The following is a 20,275-nucleotide window of genomic DNA, read 5'->3' on the forward strand; positions in this document are numbered from 1 at the left end:
AAATATGGATTTGATATTCCTTCAAAAGTAGAGTTCAGAAAGCTGATAGCCTCAGTGTTAAAATGTTACAACTTTATATATTATAAAAAAAGCTACCCGTTTATACAGGTAGCTTCCATAATATATGATGGACTTTTGCAAAAGTCAGTATTACATGCCGATCAGTTCGTCATTAATAGCAGCCGACATAACTGCCTTATTTTCGTTCAAATGTGCTACGGCAAATTGATCATTTTTAACGTTCGACTGAATATCCCTATTAAGGTTTAATTCTTCAGCTATACCTTTAACTTCGACTTTGGCATGATCTTTCACCGATAAATTAATAGCGTAAGTATCTAAATCAAGATTAGCCGCTGCCTGATCATGCAGGTCAACATTTAATGTTATTTTAGAAAGTTTGCCGAATGAACTTACAGATGAGTTATCAAATACAGAGATAGAACGCAGGTCATTTGCACTTACCCAAACTACCAGCTTTTCTGCTTTGTAATTAGATATCCTTAAAACGCCGTTTTTGCTTTGAACCAATGCGCTTTCTGAATAATACCTGTTATATACTTTTACGCGGTCGGTGGTAGCATCTGATACATATAGTTCTACATTTCCGTAAACTTCAACTTTATTGATCGCGCTGATGTCATTCAGAACGGTAGCATTATCATCTTTAAATGTACTGGCTGAGGTTGTTTTTGTTAATCCTATTACCATCATAACAACGGCGAAAAAGGATAAAATTGTGGTTTTCATTTTTTTTATTTTTTATAGTGATTGTCCAATGGCCGTATTTTATATCTTTTAATACGATCAAAAATCGGGGTCATATAACCCGGGCCGGACTGGTTTATGGCTCATTATTGACGTCCAATTTTACACTACAAAGGTGGGATTTATTGCGATATTATTTTTCATCTTAGTGTAATTATTACACTAAGATATTTTTAAGAAAAACAATTATTAAAAAAAAATCAATAACACAGGCAATCAATAAATTACAAAATAAAAAATCAGAATACTTTTATAATAAAAGCACCTCCAACAATAGCAAAACATAAATTCTGCCATCAAGTAGAAGTAACAGGGGGATTTAAATTTATAAAATAACCTTATTTACAAGGCATTTTTAAGTTTGATCACTAATAACTCTGATGAAGCATCACTGGGTTTTAAGGCTGAAAGATCAATAATATCATCATTTTTCTGCTTAACCCATTTAAGCGTTTTACTACTTCCTAAAACAGTTGCAGTTACATTAGTCTTCAGATGCATATCTCTTAGCTTAAATTTTGGTGTATATGCAGGTAAAATACAAAACAGATCGTTTCCTTTCCTGGTAAAAAATGCCTCTACATAAGCAGTGTCTGTTTGCGGTTTGATCATCTGACTAACGCTGTAACCAGCCATATAATTTTTCCCGCTTTTCTGACGCTTTATGCCTCCACTCCACTGGTACGATTGTTTGTAGGCTTCCGTTTCATAAATAGCATCACCATTTACTTTTAGCCAGCTACCAATATCTGCAAGGCGCTGCTGCATAATAACCGGTATTCGCCCATCAGCCGTTGGGCCAATATCGAGCAATAAATTCCCTCCGCGCGATACGATATCAACCAGCATTAAGATAAGATCATGTGATGTTTTATAATCCTCCAGTTTTTCATTTCGATTATAGCCATAAGAGTGCCCTATCCCCTGGCTCTCCTCCCAGATTATATTGGCATCCTTGCCGCCGCCATATTCGGAGGTTGTATAAGTGGCACCTGTATTTTTTTCGCGTGTATTACCTCCCCATCTATCATCAACAACCACCTCTTTGGCTACCGGCGAATCATTAAATAACCAGGCCAGCAGTTCGGGACTATGCCAGGCCGTATCGGGGAGGTCCCATTCACCGTCAGCAAAGATGATGGAAGGTTTGTATTTAGTCACCAGGTCTTTAAACTGTGGAATCATATGTTCTGTTACAAACCTGTTTTTATCTTTTAGCCATAGCGGGTTATACCATTCATATAAGGAATAATAATAGCCCATTTTTAAACCTTGCATTCTTACTGCATTGGTAAGATCGCCTAACAGATCACGCTTCGGAGTGCCACTAACAGCATTCCAGGGGCGGCCCCAATCCCTATCTGCTTCAGGGCTATTCCATAAACAATAGCCCTCATGATGTTTTGAAGTAAGAACAACATACCTTGCACCTGAATTTCTTAATACCTGTGCCCATTGCTGCGGGTCAAACAATTCGGCCCTAAACATAGGTTCAAACTGTGGATACAAAAAATCAGCACCATAGTTCTTGTTATGAAAAGCAGTAAATTCATTGGGTTGCTTAGGTTCTATCCGGTTCCAGTACCATTCGGCATAACTTAAACCGCTGTTTTCAATTACAGGAGCATATGCAGGAACAGAATACAGCCCCCAATGAATAAATATCCCAAACTTATCCTGATGAAACCATTCGGGCATTTTCCGTTTGTTTAAAGATGCCCAGTTAGATTCAAACTTTTGTGCAGAGCAAACATTCAGGCTAAAAATGGCCAATAGCAGCAGAAATACTTTTTTCATTTAAGGCGTTTTTTCGTTTTAGGTATGGTATGCCTTAAATATAAGGAATGGATATTAAATATTAGAAGCATTGGGGTAATGATGTAAGGCTTTTTGTTTACATTTAGTTCCAGGGCCTTGAAACTGGTTAATGTCATAATTTCTCTGGCCCCTGCATGTGAGTGACAAAAACAGCGCATATTTTGTACACTTGCCAAAAATATCTTATTCCTTATGACTGAAAAAAATCAGGAAAGGCATCTCACCCTTTTGCAGGCAACATCCATCAACATGACGGATATGGTAGGCATAGGCCCTTTTATTACCTTGCCACTGGTTATCAGCCTGATGAATGGCCCTTACTTTTTATATGCCTGGATTGCCGGAGCGTTCCTATCTATGATTGATGCTATGGTATGGAGCGAGCTCGGAGCCGCATTTCCGATGGCAGGCGGGTCATATAATTTTCTGAAAGAAACCTACGGAAATAAAAAGTGGGGAAAGTTGATGAGTTTCCTGTTTGTATGGCAAACCATGATACAGGCCCCTCTGGTTATTGCTTCTGCTGCCATTGGGTTTGCCGCTTATTTATCTTATCTCCTGCCCTTATCAAACTTTGAATCAAAAATGGTAAGTGGCGGAGTAGTTATAGCTGTTATATTGTTGTTATACAGAAAAATTGAATCTATAGGTAAAATAAGCATCGTGTTATGGTTAACTGTACTTGTTACCATGTTTTGGATTATAGGCGGAGGCATTGCCCATGGAAATTTCCTGCACCCAATAAAACATATGAATGATGGCCTCAGTTTAAATTTTGCATTTACTACGGCAATTGGCTTTGCCAGTGTTAAAAGTGTATACAGCTATCTGGGATATTACAATGTGTGCCATTTGGGCGGGGATATTATAAACCCATCAAAAAACATTCCGCGCAGCATGTTTCTTTCTATTGTAGGGATCGCAATTTTATATTTATGCATGAATATCAGTGTGGTTAGTGTTATTCCATGGCAACAAGCAAAAGAGAGCAAATTCATCATCAGTGAATTCATGGAATACCTTTCGGGGCCGGTAGCCGCGCAGGTAGTTACGTGCCTGGTTTTAATAGTAGCATTTGCTTCGGTTTTTTCGGCCACGTTAGGGTATAGCCGCATACCCTATGCAGCAGCTGCAGATGGTGCGTTCTTTAAGGTTTTCGCAAAGCTTCACCCTAAAGGAAACTTTCCATATATGTCTTTATTGATTCTTGGCGGAATTGCCTTTGCATTTAGCCTGATGTTTAAACTGGGCGAGGTGATCAGCGCCATTTTGGCTATGCGTATATTGGTTCAATTCATTGGGCAGGCAGTCGGGTTAATTATGCTCAGAAAGGTACGGGCAAAAACAGATTTTCCTTATAAAATGCCTTTTTTCCCCTGGCCGGTTTACCTGGCTATCCTGATGTGGTTCGGAATATTAATATCCACCGGTAAATCATTAGTACTTGGAGGGCTAACTGTTATTTTAATTGGAACAATAGTTTACCTCATCAAATCAAAATTGAAAAAAGAATGGCCATTTCAACAACAGCTTTCGGAAGAGAATTAATTAAATCCACATTTTCATATTTGGATGAATATTAAAAGAGAGGCCTTATTAAATAGGGCCTCTCTTTTAATAAACCTAATTTCTTTGTACCGGTGTAATCCTGAACTCAGTTTTTAAATTATTCCTCAAAATTCCGATGTACTGAAATTGGCCAATTTTATCTTCGGTTAATTGTTTGAACAAGCTGTCTGAAGTTTCAACGGCACGGTTGTTAAAGGAGTGTATGATATCCCCGCTTAAAATGCCTGCCTTCTCAGCCGGGCTACCTGCCGCTACTTCTGAGATAAATAAAGCCTGCCGGTTAGGTAACTCATGCATTGCTCTAAGTTTTGGTACAAGATCTATCTGTTGCATCACAACGCCTAAATATGCCCTTTTTACTTTTCCGAAACGGATGAGCTGATTGGCCACATCTTTTGCAGTGTTGATACTAATGGCGAAACAAAGGCCTTGAGCGCCTCTTATTGTTGCAGTATTTACACCCACAACCTCACCTTCTGCATTAATTAACGGACCGCCAGAATTTCCGGGATTCAACGCCGCATCGGTTTGTATCATGTTGTCCATCATCCGGCTGTTCTGGCTTTCCAACGACCTGCCAAGTGCACTGATAACGCCTGCTGTAACAGTGTGTTGAAAGCCAAGCGGGTTTCCAATTGCTATAACCAGCTGCCCTATCTGCAAAGATTCCGCATCACCCAATTTTACCGGTGTAAACTCTGCGCCGTTAATTTTAAGAATAGCCAGATCAGTATCTGCATCTTCGCCAATTAACTCTGCCACATGCTCTGCACCGTCATGCATTTTTACTTTTATACTTTTAGCGTTGTGTATGACATGACTGTTGGTGAACAGATAACCATCCGAAGAAAATAGAAAACCCGACCCCGTTCCGGCTAACTGGCTCTTATTTTCCTTTGTATTATAAATTTCAATTTTTACGACTGCTGTTTTCACTTTACCAACAGCATCTATTATCGTAGCTGAATAGCTATCCATATAAATCCTTTCAAAATCAAGGATCACAAAACTTATTCCCTAATGGATTTGCAATACCAAAACCAAGTGCAAGGCGAAAAAGTCTGATAAAATGTCAATTATATAAATTGAATCAGGTTAATATGTCAGGAATTTGGGTAAGGCAATTGATAGTTACGCTTTCAAATTAATGAGTGGTAATGGTCAATTTAAAATGATAACTAACCTTTATATACATGCCCGATTATGTAGCCAATGATCAGTGCAGCAAAACACAACGCCCACCATATATACTGCTTTGTTTTGAGGATACCGACAGTTTTTTGAAGATTACTGATCTCAGATTCATGAGCCAGTTTGATATTTTGCAATTTCATATTTTGCTGCTGCAGCTTGGCAAGCGTTCCGCCCACTTCAAGTGGTTTTTGTTGTTCCTGCCTGTATCTGCGCATAAACCCACCTTCTTTAAGAAATTTCTCGCCTTTGGGTTTTAGAATAAGCTTTTCAGGCAACTCATAATCACCATGTTTGCCAGATTTCCCAACAAAGCCTTCTCTTGTTAGCGCCTGAACCATAGCAAATGCAGCAGCCTCGTCCTGGTCAAAAAGTTCAAGCAATTGTAATCGCGTCAGGCTATCAGGAATTCCAAATGCTTCCAGTAGGGTATCGAGCATCTCGCATTCATATTCATTCAAGTCTGTCATTATTACAAAGTTAGTAATAACTTATTATGATTGTTTTGTCAAGTGCATAATCTGATGGTCACTTCGTTCAATTATCCACATAATTTCTTCCATTTTTCTACAGTCAGCTATTTACTATTTGGAAAAGACTGTTGTAATGCTTTGGCTTCTGCAGCTGTAAGCCTTGATAAGCTACCATGCCTTGCATCGGGCGGCAAGGTTATATCTTTCTCAATAGTCCAATGGAGCAGATCTGGTGATGATGAAATACCATACTGATCGGCCATAGGGTAATCATAATACAACAACCAAGCACCGGGATTTACAGGATCGGCCATAACGCTTGGGCCTTCAGTAATTGTTGGTGCAATTTGCCCTTTATTCAACGGGCCTTCATAAACAGTATAAGGACCGTCCAATTTTGAAGATACGGCAACACGAATCCCTCTACGTTCGCCGGTTTTGGCACCAAATTCTTCTTCTTTATGAAATAAGTAATAAGTTCCGTTATGTTTTATTAATGTACCATCTATTACAGAATATGGGGGTGCAAAAAGTACTTTTGCAGGTGTAAACGTTTTCCAGTCGCTTGTTTGGCAGTACCATAACCTGCTTTCCTGCCAACCCTCACTTTTGAAAGTTGACGACCAGATTAACGTATACTCTTTAGTAGCTTCATCATAAAAATATTCGGGTGCCCAAATGTTTTTTACCAACGCACCTGATTCGTCATGTACATCTTTCATTAAAGGCAGGTACTGCTCAAATTGCCAGTGAATAAGGTCTTTTGAGGTAGCGTAAATGCAGCTTGGGCCAAACACTTTTTTATCCGGCGCGCCCTCTCCTCCTCCTGTTGCTACTAACCTCCAAAGTCCATCAGGTCCTTTATGAATAAATTGATCACGCATGTGCTGATCCCATATAGGCTTGTTATTGTTTAAAGGTGTCCAATGGCGCCCATCTGCAGACAACGCGATATGTAGTTGCGCCACCAACATGGGATTGGGTAAAGGCACCTCTACCGTTTTCCCTTGTTTATCTATCTCAATACGCGTAGGGTAACGCTGACGAAAATATGTAAGCATCCACATATCCCGGGATTGTGCCTGTGCCAACTGTATTGAAACTGTGAGCCAAATGCTTATTAACAAAATTGTTTTTTTCAGAGATTTGGAAAATACAATGGTAGATATGTTCATACTATAGCTTAAAACGGTTAAACAAACCAGTAACAAAATAAAAATAAATTGATAATGTTTTTGATGGATTTTCAATTAGGCAATCACTCTTTAATTAAAAGCCCGTAAATAACAATTTACAGGCTTTTTAACGACTATTTATATCTGTATTACACAAGATCATATTCCTACTTCAAGCGATTTCTTGCTCTTACAGAATAAATGCAGTGCCTCCTGTATTATTTTAATTAGTATTGTATTACTATGAAACAAATTGATGCGATGGCACTCATTAAAAATGGAATTGATGTAGACAGGCAACAACATTGGGCCGATCTTGGCTGCGGCAACGGTACTTTTACAGAAGCACTTTTTCACCTTTTACCAAAAGGAAGCTCAATTGAAGCGGTTGATCAAGAAATACAACATCTGGGTATCCCGGTAAATTTTATCCAGGCGAATTTTGAAACGGATAACCTGGTACTACCGCCGCTTGATGGCATATTGATGGCCAACTCGTTACATTATATAAAAGACAAGAAAAAACTCATACACAAACTCGAAAGTTATTTTGTAAATGACAGGAATTTTCTGATTGTTGAATATGATACCGATGTAGCCAATCCATGGGTACCCTACCCGTTTTCTTTTCAAAGTATAACAACCCTGTTCACAGAACTTGGTTATAACAGAATTAATAAACTGGGCAGCCAGTCTTCCATATATAAACGCGCTGAAATATACGCGGCGCTCATTCAATCATAAATTACGTTGTGCTTTTCAGACTATTCTTTTTAATCAATCTTATCAAACTCAGCTTGAGATCTGAAAATTTATAAATTTGATGATCTATTCAAGAACACCAATAATAAAACCACATCACTATGAAGGCAATTATTCTATTTGTTTTAACGTTTTTGCTTGCGAATTGTCAATTGCAGGCTCAACAAGTACCAACTAATTATGTTAATCCATTATTAGGTACCGCAACCTTAACGGATGCTAAAGATGCCGGCTACACACCCACCCGAAGGGTTTGGGGCGCAGAAGTATTCCCGGGTTCATCTGTACCTAATGCAATGGTCCAATTAACCCCTGTTACCCAATTCCATAGCGGTTCGGGTTATCAATATGAGGACAAAGTGATTTATGGATTCAGTCATACCAGTAAGGGCCATTGGAATTTATGTTATATCCCTTTATTGCCTGCAACAGGTACAATAGATGCAAATGATTATAAATCTGCATTTGATCATAAAAATGAATCTGCTCATCCCGGATATTACCAGGTGTATTTAGAGCGATATGGCGTTAATGCCGAGCTAACCTCCACCCTGCGTTGCGCTTTCCATAAATATACTTTTAAGCCCGGTGAAAGTAAAAAACTGATAGCCGACCTATCCATGTCAAACGAAAGGGTGAAGAGCTGGAATATTTCTCAGGAAGGGCTAAATGCTTTTACTGGCTTTCAGCAGGCAGGAGAAAAGATGTACTTCTACGCAGTTACTAACCATTCCATCAAAAATATCGACTCTGTAAAAAATGACAACAAAATAGTACCGGTAGTGCATTTTGCAGACGCAGATAAACCACTGGAGATCAGGATTGGATTTTCATTTGTAAGCATAAAAAATGCAAAAGAGAACCTGGAAAAGGAAATGTTGAATAAAAGCTTTGACCAGGTACGTAAAGAGGCTACAGATACATGGAACCAGTTGCTTTCAAAAATCACTGTAACAGGCGGAACCGAACGGCAAAAAGGATTGTTTTATTCCTGCCTGTACCGGTCATTTTTATGGCCTGCTTTACGTAGTGATATCAATGGCGAATTTACCGACATAAGTGGACAGGTTGTAAATAAAGGATTTGATTATTATACAGAACCTTCTTTATGGGACGATTATCGTAATAAACTGGTATTATTAGGGTTGCTATCACCAAAAGTAACTAACAATGTAATTAAATCATTAATAGATAAAGGGGAGAAAAAAGGGTTTATGCCAACTTTTTTTCATGGCGACCATGCATCGGCATTTATTGCGGGATCTTACTTGAGGGGATTACGTGATTATGATGTAAAAAAGGCTTATGATCTACTACTAAGAAATGCCACGGTTGAAGGTGGTACAAGGCCATACATCACTGAGTTTAATACCAAAGGATACATTGCTGAGCTCGATGTGCAAAATCCGGTAACTACCACTGTTACTAAAGCGGCAGTTACTAAAACATTAGAGTACGCTTACGATGATTACGCGGTAGCTTTATTGGCAAAAGAATTAAAAGATACCGCTAACTATAGAATATTGATGAGTAAAACCGGTAATTATAAAAATGTGTTTGATCCGTCAACCGGCTTTATGCGTGGCCGCCTGGCCGATGGTACCTGGGTAAAAAACTTCAAACCTGATTATCCATACTTTGAATATATGTACCGTGAAGCCAACGCCTGGCAGTCTACCTTCTTTGCGCCGCATGATCCTCAGGGATTAGTAGCCCTTTATAAAAGCAAAAATGCTTTTGAGCAAAAGTTAGATTCACTTTTCACTATTCCCTGGAAGGGCTACGAAGCCGAGAATATCTCAGGTTTTATAGGTCAGTATTGCCAGGGTAATCAACCGGATCACAGTACTCCATTCATGTATTACTTTGTTGGTAAGCAAGAGAAATCACAGGTTATTCTGGATAGTATCATGAACCGTTTTTACGGCATGGGTAAAGATAAGCTGGCTTATGCCGGTATGGATGATGCAGGTGAAATGTCGTCATGGTATGTATTTAATGCTATGGGATTTTACACCTTTTCTCCGGCAGATCCTCAATACATAGTTTCTGTACCTCTGTTTGATAAAGTAAACTTCAAGCTTGGGGAAACAGGAAAAAGTTTTACCATCATAAAAAAGAATACCGGCAAAAAAATCACGTCGATAACATATGGAGGTAAAAAACTTAATGGATACTTTATTACCGATGCTGCATTAAAAGAGGGTAAACAATTGGTAATAAACACTCAATAATAAGATTTTACCCATTTTGAACTTCAGGATATGGTTGATGTTTTTTACTATAAAACCGCTCCATATCCTGAATTTGCAATCTATACTTTACGGGTAACAAAGCATTTCTGATGTGTATTTGTAAATTAATATAACTACTTAATTTATACAGATAAAGTAAAGGTTTTAAAAGCTCTATTTCATCTAAAGCCAGCAAAGTTTTTACCTGTTCGGGAGCCATCAAAGCCTGCACCAGGCGCAACAAAACATACCTTGTTACACCTAAATGTTGCCGATAACGCTTAAACAAATCACGTGTAAAATCACTTAACTGCAGATCCTGATTCAAGTGATTTTCGCGCATAATTTGCCAGCTATTATAATTGGTTGGCAAGCCTTCAATACCCATCCGTAAGCCAACTTTATAAAAAACAATAAATACTTCTTCTTTTTCTGCCAGTGTCAAACCACACTCCAGCAATTCGTATGCGCGGATAGAATAGTCGATCAGCATAAATAGCACATCCCGGTAAGCCCAATCAGGTATCTGACTGCCCCGTTCCGTTTCAACATGTTTATGTATAGTTGAGATCTGATCAATAGCTATAAAAGCCTCGTCATTAGTTGAAAAAATGATCCGCTGCCCATACGTTACCGTAGAAAAAAGCCTGCCCAATGGATCTGCAGGTAGTTTACCGGTAAAGTAAAGCCAGTCGACAGCCTTATTAAGAGCAAATTCTGCAGCTGCACCAGCAAAAATAAATAAAACGGTATCGGCCTTGCCCCAGATTTTGCGTACAACCGAACCCTCCTCAACAAAGTACTTCATGAGCTTATCGGGATATCAGGAATGATATTAATTTGAAAAACCTACTTTTTCTGCTGCTTTATTAAATTCTCGAGTGCTTCAAGGTGTTTTTTAAAAGCAATGATGCCTTGGTCAGAGGCATGGTATCTTGTATTTGGCTTGCGACCTAAAAAAGATTTAGTTACAGTTATATATTCGTCTTTTTCCAAAGCTTTTAAATGCGATGCCAGGTTGCCGTCTGTTACCTCCAGCAAATCTTTCAACGAGTTAAAATCGTAACTTTCGTTGGCCACCAGTACACTCATGATTTGTAAGCGCACCCGGTTTTCAAAAGCTTTGTCAAAATTAGTTAGCGCTATTTTCACGATCGTATTTAAAGTACATTATACTACCATATAAAATATGCAGTACACCAAAACCTAATGCCCAAAAGAGAAGACCGTAAACCGGTATCAGGATTGCCAGTAGCCCCAATCCTATTTGGCACAAACCAAGCCACTTTACATCACTATAGGTGTACTGAGCTGCAGCCACTAATGAAAGGCCATAAAACAACAGGCAACCAGGTGCGATAATACTAAAGTGCCCTTGAATAAACAAAACTAAAACAAAACAACCGCCTGTTAACAATGGTAATCCTCCGCTCTTCAGTAGTAAATTGCTACTTTGGTTCCATACGCTTTTGCCTTTGCGTTTAGCTTTGCGTGTTGTTAACCAAATGCAAGTTGCTATTGAAAGCACTAATACAACTATAGCCAAAATAAATAGTTGTGTTTGAACAGTGTTATTATCCGAATGGAAATGTGCGCTATTCATGTAAAGTAATTTGTACGCTATGCCGGCCCCGGCTAACGCATAAACGCCAGCCATTACTCCAGCTAAACCACTGAGTGAAATAAATTTTGTTGACCGCTCCATTAACGTTCGGATGGAGTTGATTTCGGAATAAATATCTTTTTCTTCCATATAAAGTACTTTGTATTTCAAAGTTAAAGAATTTTATTTCTTATCCAAATTTTATATCAATAAAATATATTGGAGGAATTCTCCCTTAACGGAGAACATACTCTTATAAGCTGATACATTCTTAGGTTCAGAAATGTCTTTCCGGGCTCCTAATTTGTCCGGTTCGCACAGAAACAGCTCCCGATTTCAAGGTGTAAAACTCAAATTTGGTCATCACAAACACTTAATCATCAAAATCATGACACTTAAAAATGCAAAAAGAATTTATTGGACAGGCGCTGTATTAACATCATTATGGTTTGGCGCAAGCGGCTTTTTTGAACTAACTAAAAACCCGGTTGTTTGGGATATTACCTTAAAATTGGGTTACCCAGCTTACTTTATTTATGTACTTGGCGTTGCTAAACTTTCCGGAATTATTGTTTTGTTAGTTCCCAACAAACTGTTAAGGTTAAAAGAGTGGGTATTTGCAGGAGTATTTTTTGATATCATCTTTGCCTTTTCCTCCAAACTAACCATTGTTGGCCCCGCCGGAACTATCGACGCTATAATTGCTTTCATTATGGTAACTGTAACCTACCTCATGTTCAGAAGCATTTACCCTGCTAATTATGTTTATCCTTTAGCTGATGCTAAAGAATAAGCTTAATATGAATTGTTAATAAAAATAAGGGCCTTAGATTCAGATCTAAGGCCCTTATTTTTATTAATAGTGGGCAATCCTTTAACACACTCCGGGTAACAAAACTGATACAAAAGTCATCATATCTGCAAAATTTTCCCCAATATGCTATGCATTAATTCAATAATTACCCTTGCAGGGTGGTGGCATAAAAGTTGAAATACTGTCACCAATAACTCTATACACGATTTCAGTATGAAACAGAGAGAGACTTTTTTTCAATCCCAACTGAATATATTTTACCAGGTTCTTGAAGAAATTCAGGAAGAACACTGGTATTGGTTTAATTCAAGGCACGGGGTTAACAGAGTGCAGGATCATGACCTTATCATTAATCACATTCAACTTAATTATGTGGATTCCAAGATCATGTTTTTTAAGTTCAAGGATAACTCTGAGATGCCTCAGCATATTCGGGAACAATGTATGCAGGCTTACGATTGGATATTCAGCTTTGATTAACTTAAAAGGCTTAGTATGTGCATTCGGTAACACTATTATTTGGTACTGTATACTTAAACAATCCCATTACCATATGATGTTTTCTTTCGGACTTTTATTGCCGTTCATCTAATTATAATTACACTCTCTCGGTGTAACGCCTCACTGCGTTTAAAGCAATTTGAGTTAGTAGATAAATTATTACCTCATCTGTGACCATCCAACGAAAAAACATTCCCTTCTGAATAGTTTTTGCACTAAAAACTTTATATGTATCAAAATTGTTGAAATTTGGTTATCAAGGCCTTGTCACGAATTATTACATTTGAAAAAACCTATAATTATGAGCCAGATTAACAAAGAAGACATAAGCCAGGAAGTATTTGACCTTTATGACGATTACGCGCATAGCCGGATAAATCGGCGCTCATTTGTAGAAAAATTATCTCTTTTTGCTGTTGGCGGTTTAACCGTACCGGCATTAATGGCCTTCCTGATGCCCGATTACAAAGGAAATGTTCAGATAAAGGCAGATGATCCGCGTTTAAAATCAGGATACATTACTTATCCATCACCAAAAGGTGGTGGTAACATAAAAGGGTTATTATCAAAACCTATAGATGCTCAGAAAAAACTGGGGGGTATCATCGTAGTTCATGAAAACCGAGGCTTAAATCCATATATTGAAGATGTAGGCAGAAGAGCAGCGCTGGCAGGTTTTATTTCACTTGCACCAGATGCACTCACTCCTTTGGGAGGTTACCCTGGTAATGATGACGATGGACGCGCACTACAAAGCAAAAGAGATAAAGGCGAAATGGAGGAAGATTTTATTGATGCATTCAATTACTTAAAAAATCATCCGGATTGTAATGGCAAGGTAGGCGTTGTAGGTTTTTGTTTTGGTGGAGGCATTGCTAACATGATGGCCGTTCGTGTGCCGGATTTGGCTGCTGCTGTACCATTTTATGGAAGCCAACCTGCTGCAAGCGATGTGCCTAAAATTAAGGCCCCGCTCCTGCTTCATTATGCATCGTTGGATACCAGGATCACAGAAGGCTGGCCGGCTTATGAAGCCGCCCTGAAGGCAAACAATAAAAAATATCAGGCTTATATTTATGAGAATGTGAACCATGGTTTTCATAATGATACCACTCCCCGTTATGATAAGGCTGCAGCTGAACTTGCCTGGAAACGGACTATCGATTTCTTTAAAGAAAATTTAGCTTAAACAAAATATTGCTTGTAAATGAAAGCCTCGATCAAAAAGATTGAGGTTTTTCTGTTTTAAGATATGATAGTTTTTACTGGTATACTCTATGATACCGATTACAAAAGTATATCATATATCAAATACCTTTGTATCAGTAAAAAATAGAAACATCATGAAAACAATTTTTATAACCGGTACCAGCACCGGCTTAGGTAGATTAACAGCGAAACACTTTGCTCAGAAGGGCTGGAATGTAGCAGCCACCATGCGCACGCCAGAAAAAGAAACCGAACTTACACAGTACCCAAACATCAAAGTATTTAAACTGGATGTAACAGATCTTGAGCAGGTAAAAACAGCTACAGCAGATGCTATCGCGGCTTTTGGTAAAATTGATGTGGTTATTAATAATGCCGGCCTGGGTACTTATGGAGCATTAGAATTAACTAAGGAAAATGATATTGACTGGCAGTTTGCGGTAAACACTCGTGGGCCTATCAATATCATCCGGGCATTTCTGCCACATTTCAGGGCCAATAAAGGCGGTATGTTTATTAATATCAGCTCATTTATGGGTGTTACCACAGCAGCACCATTAGGTTCATTATATAATATGTCGAAATTTGCATTGGAGGGATTAACAGAAGGACTTTATTACGAATTAAAGCCACTGAATATTGAGTTACGGCTTATTGAACAAGGCGGATCACACGACAATAATTTCATTAATAATATTGTTTGGAGTACAGACCCTAACATTACCGCATATGATGAATTAACGGTTAAACTAAAACATCTTTTCGCTACAGCAGATGACAGTCATAAAGACGACCCGCAAGATATCGTGAATGCTATAGATGAACTGGCTATAGGCCAAAGCAAAAAGTTCCGTACTGTAATTGGTAATTCTGGTAATTACCTGGTATCGCTTCGTAATTCTGTACCGATTGAGGAATATCTGGAAACCATTTCGGCTAATTTTTGATCAAAAGATAAATCAATAAATAATAAGAAAGGCGCTATTTTTGAGCGCTTTTCTTATTATCAATATTATAATTATAATAATTACGCATATTTATCATCCAATTCTCACTAAAAGCTACTCATCCAGCAATCTAACCGTATGTTAACTTGACATCCATTTTCAGTTAATCTAACTTTAACATACCCTAATTTATTAACTTGTTATGGAAGATGATGATGAATTAACCGCAGAATACCAAAGTATATTATCTGATATATGCGACAACAAAGATCTTGATATCCATTTTTTCACAATCAGAGAAAGATTAAATTATCTCAATACTAAGATTGATGAATTGAATGCAAAAAATCAGGAAAACCAACTTCTGCTTAGAATCAGTTATGATTATTATCGCCTGCAGGATATTCTGCTTGCCGGTAACGCAAAGCTTAAATTAAAAAATGATGGCTTTAAAAATAATTAAAACTGTTTCAATAGAAATAACCAAAGTTGGATTGTTTGTTTAAACGCAGAATAAAACATTAGATACAAATTTCAATTTGGCTCAATACTTGTAATATAGTTATCAAATAATTACAAAGTTAAAAAATCATAGTTTAGAGAGGTTGGTAGGGGTACCAACCTCTTTTTTTTGTGCCCGCATTATTCGTTTTATACCCATCACTCCTATTGGTTGTAATTAGGCTTCATATTTATCCAAGATTTACACACCATAATTAACGGGGAAAAATATCCACACTATTCCCCAAATACCCCAATAAACACACCCCAAATCACGTAATGGAATTATATAGATTAATAATTTAATATGAATTTAACTTTTTTTTTAAAAGGTTGATTATAATAATAAAAATGATGGTTGAGCCTTAACAGCCAAAAAGTGAGCCTACGCAGCCTTCGCATATAGTGTGAAAAATTTACCTTAGCAACACCCTAATTCTCACAATTGTAGCAGGTTATGTGCTAGCCCCAGCCATAGTTATCCTGTTTCACTTGTTATTTATGCTACTGATTTTAGTACAATGTAATTACGTTGTTGCCATGAACATTAATTTTTTACATAACTCTCACAGTATTATTTATGACAAACTTCACAGTAACAGAAAAAAGCAAAGCCTCCAAATGGATGGTTGTTTACACCCGATCGCGATGGGAAAAGAAAGTTGACAAACTTCTCCAAACCCAAAAAATTAATTCGTTTTGTCCCACAATCAAAACCAAACACCGTTGGGTTGATCGTACAAAAGTGGTTGATCTGCCACTATTCACTTCCTATCTATTTGTAAATGCCGACCCAAAAGAACAATTGATGGTTAGGCAAACCATGGGTGTAGTAAACTTTGTTAATCACTGTGGCAAACCGGCCACCATTACCGATTCAGAAATTGAACGGATAAAAAAGCTTATTGACAGCCATGAAAACATCGAAGCTGTGAGTATGCCTCGCATCAAAGTTGGAGATCAGTTAAAAGTTGAAAACGGACTGCTGTTAGACTGGCAGGGCGAAGTGCTTAAAATAAACGGTAAATCGGTAGTGATGCTAATGAAAGAACTTAACTGCGCATTGGTGATTGATACCGAAAAAACAGTGTTAAGCGCTGTTTAATTTTAAAACTTATTGTTATAAACCTTTGTCACCCACTTTTTAAAACAAGTAGAAATTATGGAAAGCCACCATGGACGGATCATAGAACTAACGATCCGCAAAAAGGGATTGAACATATCTGAAATTGCACGCCTGACTCATGTTAACCGCAGATCAGTTTATAATTGGTTTAACCAAAAATATCTTAAACCAGAAATCATTTATCGCTTAGGCGTGGTTCTCAAACACGATTTTTCTGTCGAATTTCCGGATCTGTTTTCAAAAAAAGATTTCATGAAAGAGCGTAATACAGGTAATGATCTTGATATTGCAGATCCTGTTGCCGAAGAAATACCAGGCAGCCATATATGGAAAGACAGGTATATATCATTATTGGAAAATTACAACAAGCTGTTATTAGCTTATGCTCAACGTGAAAATGCTTTACATGGCATAGATTAACAGGCTGAAACTGTTTTGATAATTTTAAGGAGAGAGAGTTGAGAAGGTTATAATTAATTGCACCAAAAAATAGGTAAACAAAGATTTATTTTTAAATTGGTTCACCATTATAATTAATCATATTGCTGCTAATTCATTAATAAAAATATATGCTTATTGCTTTAAATATACTTTTCTTGCTCTCTTTCCTGGTTTTTGCCTACCTCAATTTGAATGATATTGATTGGTATTTATGGGTACCCATATATTTAAGCGCAGCAATATGTTGTGGGATGGCAGCATTTGGTAAGTTTTACTCTCTTGCTTATATTCTGTTGATAGCATTTTACCTGATTTACGCGGCATTGCTTTTTTTTCAAAAAGATGGTGTACGCGATTGGTTAGTTAAATACAACAAACCCAGTTTGGTTGAAAGCATGCAGGCTACTAAACCCTATATAGAAAAAACAAGGGAATTTTTTGGTTTGCTCATCATTACGGGGGCCCTATTAATTAATTACTTTGCCGCTCAATAATTCACTTTGTTATGGCCGTTTACAATGCATCAGAATTAACACTTATACTTTCTGATATTATCAAGGAAAACATTACCGTGGAGGCATGGGACTGGCTTCAAACACAAACCAACGGCATCAATAATTCTGGCATTAGCACAACGTTTGGCCTCCTACCCAGAAAAACAGGTAAAGCGCAGATACAAGTAAGCAGTGGACAACAGGGACTGATAAATGCTTCAAAACTTGATTTAACATACAACAATTGGACTGCAGACCGCTTGAGCCGTGTTTGGCTATTGACGCAATACCGGGAGGAAGATCAAGACAAGTATTTTCGTACCATCGAAAACCTTTTTTCGGCAGCCGAAATGAATGAACAGGTGGCCTTATATTCTACCCTGCCCTTTCTTTCATATCCTCAGTTGTGGGTAAAACGCTGCGCGGAAGGAATCAGAAGTAATATAGGTATTGTGTTAGAAGCCATCATGTATCACAATCCCTACCCTGCTGAAAACTTACCAGAACCGGCATGGAATCAAATGGTTTTGAAAGCTTTTTTTACTGATAAGCAAGTAAATAAAATATACGGTTTAGATGATCGGGCAAATTCAGAACTTGCACGAATATTGATTGATTATGCAAGGGAGCGCCATGCTGCCGGGAGAGATATAAATAGCATGCTTTGGTATCTCGTTGAAAAATTTGTTACCGAGCAGCAATTGAACAACATGAAACAAGGTCATTTTTAAACAATGATCTTTTACTTAAAAAAATATTAGAGATGTGTTGCAGTCATAATATAGAAGAAAGAAGCGTTCCGGCAACGCAATCAACAGAGAAGTTTGATATGGATTTGATCAAGGGGATGAAATTTTTCGACCCGCATGTTCATATGACCTCGCGTACTACTGATGACTACCAGGCTATGGCTGATGCCGGAATAGTTGCACTTATAGAGCCCTCCTTTTGGCTCGGCCAGCCACGCACGGGCCCAGGTAGTTTTAAAGATTATTACAGCAGCCTTGTAGGTTGGGAAAGATTTCGCTCATCACAATTTGGGATTAAACACTATTGTACTATCGGGCTTAATTCAAGAGAAGCAAATAATGAACCTTTGGCAGAGCAGGTAATGGAAATGCTGCCATTATTTATCTACAAAGACGGGGTTGTAGGAATTGGCGAAATAGGATTTGACGATCAAACCGCTGCGGAAGAAAAATATTACCGTTTGCAGCTTGATCTGGCAAAGGAATCAGGCTTGCCGGTACAGATCCATACCCCCCACCGCGATAAAAAACGCGGCACGCAGCGTAGTATGGATATTGCTATTGAGCACGGGCTTGAACCTCACATGGTAATTGTTGATCATAACAATGAAGAAACTGTAAAAGAAGTATTGGACAGGGGCTTTTGGGCTGCCTTTACTATTTATCCATTTACAAAAATGGGAAATCAGCGTATGGTAGAGATTACCAAACAATATGGCCCGGAACGGATAATGGTTAATTCGGCTGCGGACTGGGGTATCAGTGACCCTATGGCAGTACCTAAAACAGCGGCTTTAATGAAACTAAATGGTATAAGCCTTAAAGATATAGAACTGGTTACTTATCGCAATGCTATTACGGCTTTTGCCCAAAGCGGCCAAATTAACGAAGCTGATTTTGTTACCGCTATTGATCAAAGTGCAAGGTTTGAGGGAAACAGTATTTTACGAGGCGGTCAACAACCCCGTATTGATAAATCTTCCATCATTATCAGTTAACTATTTTGGATAAGATACTGGTTTATTTGCGAATGACGAGGCCTGCTAATGTTGTGACCTCGGTTGCTGATGTTTTGGCCGGTGCTGCTATAGCGGGCTTTTTTTCGGCAGAAGCTTTTAGTGGTCACATACTGGAAATAATAATGCTTTGCGTTTCAACCGCCTGCTTATATGGGGGCGGTATTGTATTCAATGATGTTTTTGATGCCGATTTGGATAAAATTGAACGTCCGGAACGCGCCATTCCAAGCGGAAGGGTAAGCATTAAGCAAGCTTCCATATTTGGCTCTGTTCTTTTACTTACCGGAACTATAATTGCGGCATTAGTCAGCCCCGTATCTGGTTTATTAGCTTTTGCAATTGCTTTTTTTGCTTTACTATACAATAAAATAGCTAAACACCACTACTTTTGGGGGCCACTCAATATGGGTTGCTGCCGGGGTTTGAATTTGCTTTTAGGAGTCAGCATCATCACAATGGCTTTATCACAGTGGTATTTTCTGGCTATAGTGCCTATTATCTATATTTTTTCAATCACTATGATCAGCCGTGGCGAAGTACATGGTGGCAGCAGAATTAATTTATACATTGCAGCCATATTATATTGTATTGTAACAAGCTTTCTGCTTTGCTTTTCTTACCTCAACAACAAACTGCTTTTATCAGCAATTATACTCATCCCATTCTTATGGATGATATTCAGGCCCTTGTTCAAGGCAATTCAAAACCCTATAGGTAAAAATATAGGCGGGGCAGTTAAAGCTGGTGTTATTTCATTAATATTGATGGATGCCACATGGGCCGCAACATTCAGCAACATTTATACAGCTATAATTATTGCTTGCTTATTGCCTATATCCCTTTTACTGGCCAAGGCGTTTGCCGTTACTTAATTATTTAAT

At 38.1% G+C, this 20,275-nt stretch carries 22 protein-coding genes; 14 read left to right on the top strand and 8 right to left on the bottom strand.

The features are described 5' to 3' along the window. Positions 1 to 150 precede the first annotated feature (150 nt). Positions 151 to 750 carry a GIN domain-containing protein gene (locus QWZ01_RS08280; protein ID WP_290322830.1) on the bottom strand — a complete coding sequence of 200 codons (600 nt, stop codon included), beginning with the start codon at positions 748 to 750 and terminating at the stop codon, positions 151 to 153. A 360-nt stretch (positions 751 to 1,110) separates the two neighbouring features. Then, a complete protein-coding gene (locus tag QWZ01_RS08285; protein ID WP_290322831.1) occupies positions 1,111 to 2,565 on the bottom strand; it encodes an alpha-L-fucosidase in 1,455 nt (484 codons plus the stop codon). A 213-nt stretch (positions 2,566 to 2,778) separates the two neighbouring features. Here QWZ01_RS08285 and QWZ01_RS08290 point away from each other — a divergent pair, with 213 nt between their 5' ends. Further along, a complete protein-coding gene (locus QWZ01_RS08290) occupies positions 2,779 to 4,134 on the top strand; it encodes an APC family permease (protein ID WP_290322832.1) in 1,356 nt (451 codons plus the stop codon). A gap of 75 nt (positions 4,135 to 4,209) precedes the next feature. Here the strand turns inward: QWZ01_RS08290 and QWZ01_RS08295 are convergent, their stop codons facing one another. The 3 genes from QWZ01_RS08295 to QWZ01_RS08305 all read right to left on the bottom strand — a co-directional run bounded on the left by QWZ01_RS08295 (position 4,210) and on the right by QWZ01_RS08305 (position 6,994). Further along, positions 4,210 to 5,133, bottom strand: coding sequence for a S1C family serine protease (locus tag QWZ01_RS08295; RefSeq protein ID WP_290322833.1), 924 nt, complete (start codon positions 5,131 to 5,133; stop codon positions 4,210 to 4,212). A gap of 200 nt (positions 5,134 to 5,333) precedes the next feature. Continuing rightward, a complete protein-coding gene (locus QWZ01_RS08300) occupies positions 5,334 to 5,816 on the bottom strand; it encodes a hypothetical protein (RefSeq protein WP_290322834.1) in 483 nt (160 codons plus the stop codon). A gap of 107 nt (positions 5,817 to 5,923) precedes the next feature. Further along, the gene (locus QWZ01_RS08305) at positions 5,924 to 6,994 is read right to left on the bottom strand and encodes a glycoside hydrolase family 43 protein (protein WP_290322835.1); all 1,071 of its coding nucleotides are present in this window, start codon (positions 6,992 to 6,994) and stop codon (positions 5,924 to 5,926) included. Between the two features lie 243 nt (positions 6,995 to 7,237). Between QWZ01_RS08305 and QWZ01_RS08310 the strand changes: the two genes are divergently transcribed. Together QWZ01_RS08310 and QWZ01_RS08315 are read left to right on the top strand one after the other, a co-directional pair. Beyond that, the gene (locus QWZ01_RS08310) at positions 7,238 to 7,738 is read left to right on the top strand and encodes a class I SAM-dependent methyltransferase (RefSeq protein WP_290322836.1); all 501 of its coding nucleotides are present in this window, start codon (positions 7,238 to 7,240) and stop codon (positions 7,736 to 7,738) included. A gap of 119 nt (positions 7,739 to 7,857) precedes the next feature. Beyond that, positions 7,858 to 9,990, top strand: coding sequence for a GH92 family glycosyl hydrolase (locus QWZ01_RS08315; RefSeq protein ID WP_290322837.1), 2,133 nt, complete (start codon positions 7,858 to 7,860; stop codon positions 9,988 to 9,990). A gap of 7 nt (positions 9,991 to 9,997) precedes the next feature. Here QWZ01_RS08315 and QWZ01_RS08320 read toward each other — a convergent pair whose 3' ends face one another. Genes QWZ01_RS08320 through QWZ01_RS08330 form a run of 3 tightly spaced genes read right to left on the bottom strand, consistent with a single transcriptional unit; the run spans position 9,998 to position 11,743 of the window. Continuing rightward, positions 9,998 to 10,798, bottom strand: coding sequence for an oxygenase MpaB family protein (locus QWZ01_RS08320; RefSeq protein ID WP_290322838.1), 801 nt, complete (start codon positions 10,796 to 10,798; stop codon positions 9,998 to 10,000). 41 nt (positions 10,799 to 10,839) lie between these two features. Beyond that, positions 10,840 to 11,142, bottom strand: coding sequence for a winged helix-turn-helix domain-containing protein (locus QWZ01_RS08325; RefSeq protein WP_290322839.1), 303 nt, complete (start codon positions 11,140 to 11,142; stop codon positions 10,840 to 10,842). After that, complete coding sequence (locus QWZ01_RS08330; RefSeq protein WP_290322840.1) at positions 11,123 to 11,743, bottom strand: hypothetical protein; 621 nt, start codon at positions 11,741 to 11,743, stop codon at positions 11,123 to 11,125. The genes QWZ01_RS08325 and QWZ01_RS08330 overlap by 20 nt, the downstream gene beginning before the upstream one ends. 238 nt (positions 11,744 to 11,981) lie before the next feature. Here QWZ01_RS08330 and QWZ01_RS08335 point away from each other — a divergent pair, with 238 nt between their 5' ends. From QWZ01_RS08335 to eboC, 11 genes are all read left to right on the top strand, one after another. After that, entirely contained in the window at positions 11,982 to 12,386 is a 405-nt protein-coding gene (locus QWZ01_RS08335) for a DoxX family protein (RefSeq protein ID WP_290322841.1), read from the top strand. A gap of 234 nt (positions 12,387 to 12,620) precedes the next feature. Next, positions 12,621 to 12,887 (top strand): hypothetical protein, encoded by a 267-nt coding sequence (locus QWZ01_RS08340; RefSeq protein WP_290322842.1) that lies wholly within the window; start codon positions 12,621 to 12,623, stop codon positions 12,885 to 12,887. A 322-nt stretch (positions 12,888 to 13,209) separates the two neighbouring features. Further along, on the top strand, positions 13,210 to 14,097 hold the full coding sequence (locus QWZ01_RS08345) for a dienelactone hydrolase family protein (protein WP_290322843.1): 888 nt from the start codon (positions 13,210 to 13,212) through the stop codon (positions 14,095 to 14,097). Positions 14,098 to 14,251: 154 nt separating this feature from the next. Continuing rightward, positions 14,252 to 15,064, top strand: coding sequence for an SDR family oxidoreductase (locus tag QWZ01_RS08350; RefSeq protein ID WP_290322844.1), 813 nt, complete (start codon positions 14,252 to 14,254; stop codon positions 15,062 to 15,064). A gap of 202 nt (positions 15,065 to 15,266) precedes the next feature. Further along, positions 15,267 to 15,527: a hypothetical protein gene (locus tag QWZ01_RS08355; protein WP_290322845.1), complete on the top strand. Its 261-nt coding sequence runs from the start codon at positions 15,267 to 15,269 to the stop codon at positions 15,525 to 15,527. A 618-nt stretch (positions 15,528 to 16,145) separates the two neighbouring features. After that, entirely contained in the window at positions 16,146 to 16,670 is a 525-nt protein-coding gene (locus QWZ01_RS08360) for a UpxY family transcription antiterminator (RefSeq protein WP_290322846.1), read from the top strand. Between the two features lie 57 nt (positions 16,671 to 16,727). Continuing rightward, positions 16,728 to 17,111: a helix-turn-helix domain-containing protein gene (locus tag QWZ01_RS08365; RefSeq protein ID WP_290322847.1), complete on the top strand. Its 384-nt coding sequence runs from the start codon at positions 16,728 to 16,730 to the stop codon at positions 17,109 to 17,111. A gap of 149 nt (positions 17,112 to 17,260) precedes the next feature. Then, positions 17,261 to 17,626, top strand: a complete 366-nt coding sequence (locus tag QWZ01_RS08370; protein ID WP_290322848.1) for a transmembrane 220 family protein — start codon at positions 17,261 to 17,263, stop codon at positions 17,624 to 17,626. A gap of 11 nt (positions 17,627 to 17,637) precedes the next feature. Continuing rightward, positions 17,638 to 18,357, top strand: coding sequence for an EboA domain-containing protein (locus QWZ01_RS08375; protein WP_290322849.1), 720 nt, complete (start codon positions 17,638 to 17,640; stop codon positions 18,355 to 18,357). Positions 18,358 to 18,455: 98 nt separating this feature from the next. Beyond that, the gene (locus QWZ01_RS08380) at positions 18,456 to 19,373 is read left to right on the top strand and encodes a TatD family hydrolase (RefSeq protein ID WP_290322850.1); all 918 of its coding nucleotides are present in this window, start codon (positions 18,456 to 18,458) and stop codon (positions 19,371 to 19,373) included. A gap of 5 nt (positions 19,374 to 19,378) precedes the next feature. After that, the gene (gene eboC / locus QWZ01_RS08385; RefSeq protein WP_290322851.1) at positions 19,379 to 20,266 is read left to right on the top strand and encodes a UbiA-like protein EboC; all 888 of its coding nucleotides are present in this window, start codon (positions 19,379 to 19,381) and stop codon (positions 20,264 to 20,266) included. Positions 20,267 to 20,275: the final 9 nt, after the last annotated feature.

This window comes from Mucilaginibacter aquaedulcis, from assembly GCF_030409325.1.
Taxonomy (GTDB): Bacteria; Bacteroidota; Bacteroidia; order Sphingobacteriales; family Sphingobacteriaceae; genus Mucilaginibacter; species Mucilaginibacter aquaedulcis.

What these genes read in the sequence shown, in the direction of transcription:
- QWZ01_RS08280 (WP_290322830.1), bottom strand. Translation starts at nt 750, where the DNA reads ATGAAAACCACAATTTTATCCTTTTTCGCCGTTGTTATGATGGTAATA.
- QWZ01_RS08285 (WP_290322831.1), bottom strand. Translation starts at nt 2,565, where the DNA reads ATGAAAAAAGTATTTCTGCTGCTATTGGCCATTTTTAGCCTGAATGTT.
- QWZ01_RS08290 (WP_290322832.1), top strand. Translation starts at nt 2,779, where the DNA reads ATGACTGAAAAAAATCAGGAAAGGCATCTCACCCTTTTGCAGGCAACA.
- QWZ01_RS08295 (WP_290322833.1), bottom strand. Translation starts at nt 5,133, where the DNA reads ATGGATAGCTATTCAGCTACGATAATAGATGCTGTTGGTAAAGTGAAA.
- QWZ01_RS08300 (WP_290322834.1), bottom strand. Translation starts at nt 5,816, where the DNA reads ATGACAGACTTGAATGAATATGAATGCGAGATGCTCGATACCCTACTG.
- QWZ01_RS08305 (WP_290322835.1), bottom strand. Translation starts at nt 6,994, where the DNA reads ATGAACATATCTACCATTGTATTTTCCAAATCTCTGAAAAAAACAATT.
- QWZ01_RS08310 (WP_290322836.1), top strand. Translation starts at nt 7,238, where the DNA reads ATGAAACAAATTGATGCGATGGCACTCATTAAAAATGGAATTGATGTA.
- QWZ01_RS08315 (WP_290322837.1), top strand. Translation starts at nt 7,858, where the DNA reads ATGAAGGCAATTATTCTATTTGTTTTAACGTTTTTGCTTGCGAATTGT.
- QWZ01_RS08320 (WP_290322838.1), bottom strand. Translation starts at nt 10,798, where the DNA reads ATGAAGTACTTTGTTGAGGAGGGTTCGGTTGTACGCAAAATCTGGGGC.
- QWZ01_RS08330 (WP_290322840.1), bottom strand. Translation starts at nt 11,743, where the DNA reads ATGGAAGAAAAAGATATTTATTCCGAAATCAACTCCATCCGAACGTTA.
- QWZ01_RS08335 (WP_290322841.1), top strand. Translation starts at nt 11,982, where the DNA reads ATGACACTTAAAAATGCAAAAAGAATTTATTGGACAGGCGCTGTATTA.
- QWZ01_RS08340 (WP_290322842.1), top strand. Translation starts at nt 12,621, where the DNA reads ATGAAACAGAGAGAGACTTTTTTTCAATCCCAACTGAATATATTTTAC.
- QWZ01_RS08345 (WP_290322843.1), top strand. Translation starts at nt 13,210, where the DNA reads ATGAGCCAGATTAACAAAGAAGACATAAGCCAGGAAGTATTTGACCTT.
- QWZ01_RS08350 (WP_290322844.1), top strand. Translation starts at nt 14,252, where the DNA reads ATGAAAACAATTTTTATAACCGGTACCAGCACCGGCTTAGGTAGATTA.
- QWZ01_RS08355 (WP_290322845.1), top strand. Translation starts at nt 15,267, where the DNA reads ATGGAAGATGATGATGAATTAACCGCAGAATACCAAAGTATATTATCT.
- QWZ01_RS08360 (WP_290322846.1), top strand. Translation starts at nt 16,146, where the DNA reads ATGACAAACTTCACAGTAACAGAAAAAAGCAAAGCCTCCAAATGGATG.
- QWZ01_RS08365 (WP_290322847.1), top strand. Translation starts at nt 16,728, where the DNA reads ATGGAAAGCCACCATGGACGGATCATAGAACTAACGATCCGCAAAAAG.
- QWZ01_RS08370 (WP_290322848.1), top strand. Translation starts at nt 17,261, where the DNA reads ATGCTTATTGCTTTAAATATACTTTTCTTGCTCTCTTTCCTGGTTTTT.
- QWZ01_RS08375 (WP_290322849.1), top strand. Translation starts at nt 17,638, where the DNA reads ATGGCCGTTTACAATGCATCAGAATTAACACTTATACTTTCTGATATT.
- QWZ01_RS08380 (WP_290322850.1), top strand. Translation starts at nt 18,456, where the DNA reads ATGGATTTGATCAAGGGGATGAAATTTTTCGACCCGCATGTTCATATG.